General features: G+C 71.4%; 1 protein-coding gene. It reads left to right on the top strand.

What is annotated here, in order from left to right:
* Nucleotides 1-1398 (top strand): AgmX/PglI C-terminal domain-containing protein (locus D7X12_RS41325; protein ID WP_147443999.1); only part of this gene is annotated, 1398 nt, incomplete at its 5' end.
* Nucleotides 1399-1469: the final 71 nt, after the last annotated feature.

Raw genomic sequence — 1469 nt, 5'->3', positions numbered from 1 at the left:
CTCCTGCGCGAGTCCCCCCCGGCCACCCGCCCCACGCACGCGCCGAAGATCGGCCCGGGCCGGAAGGGCGCCGCCCAGCTCTACATGGAGCTGTACTGGGGCGCCGTGCGCCGCGACGCGCGCCGCTTCGCCCCGGACGCGAAGAAGCCCGTCAAGGCGGCCATGGATGAGCTGGCCCCCATGCCGCTCTGGGGCTTCACCCTCCCCGAGGGCGATGCCTTCACGCTCGCCGAAGCCGTCAACGGCAACTACCGCCTCTTCGTGCCCCCCGGCACCGACGTGGAGAAGGCCAGCGCGGACGGCCGCTTCGCCCCCGTCACCTCCGCGGCGCTCGAGTCCGACGGCAGCCGCCGCTTCGTCACGCTGCGCGAAGGCGCCGCGGCCCGCCTCACCCAGGGCAAGATGTCGCTCGTCGCCTACGCGGCGCCCATGCCCGAGCGCGTCTTCGTCAACCCGCTCAAGGGCCTGCCCTGGCTGACCCTCTTCTTCCTCGCCCTCTTCGGCGGCGGCGCGAGCTACTTCATCGCCACCGCGCCCGAGGGCCCGGCGACCGCGGACTTCACCCAGAAGAACCTGCCGCCCGTGGCCCTGCGCCTCATCGCGCCCGAGCCCAAGAAGAAGGAAGAGGCCAAGAAGAAGCTGGAGGCGCTCAAGAAGAAGGAGCCCGTCAAGGAGAAGCCCGTCGTCGCGGAGAAGGCCCCGCCCAAGCCCGTGAAGCAGGCCCCGCCTCCCAAGGCCGTGGCCGCCGCGCCGGAGAGCAAGGCCCTGAAGGCGCTCGCGAAGCTGTCCGCCGCCGGCCCCGCCGCCAATGACCTGCTGGCCGCCGTGGACAAGCTGGGCAGCGGCCCGGGCAACAAGAACGTCAAGCAGACCAACTACAAACTCTCCGGGCTCATCGGCAAGGCGCCCATCGCCAACGCGGGCCTGGGCACCTTCGGCCTGGGCGGCGGCGGCAAGGGCGGCGGCGCCACGCTGGGCGCGGAGCTCTTGCGCGGCAAGGGCGGCGGCGGCATTGGCGCGCTGGGCGCGGGCGGCGTGGGCAAGGGCGCGGTGGGCGGCACCGTCACGCGCGCCACCGCGCGCAGCATCTCCTCCACCCAGGGCACCGTGGACCGCGAGGCCGTGGCCAAGGTCATCAACAGCCACCTCAACGAGGTGCACGGCTGCTATGAACGCGCGCTGCTCAAGGACCCGGGACTCGCCGGCAAGGTCGTGCTGGAGTGGAGCATCGGGCTCAACGGTCGCGTCGCCTCCGCCAAGACGAAGTCCTCCACCCTGCGCAACGCCTCCGTCGAAGCGTGCATCCTCAGCAGCCTGAAGGGCTGGCAGTTCCCCACCCCCAAGGGCGGCCTCGTCATCATCACGTATCCGTTCCTCTTCAACTCGGTCGGCTACTGACGCGGGGCCTTCACCCCCACCCGCGTCAGTAGCCGACCGAGTTGAAGAGGAACGGATACGTGATGATGACG

Source organism: Corallococcus sicarius (assembly GCF_003611735.1).
GTDB classification, from domain to species: Bacteria; Myxococcota; Myxococcia; order Myxococcales; family Myxococcaceae; genus Corallococcus; species Corallococcus sicarius.
This window is presented reverse-complemented; position numbering and strand designations above follow the sequence as displayed.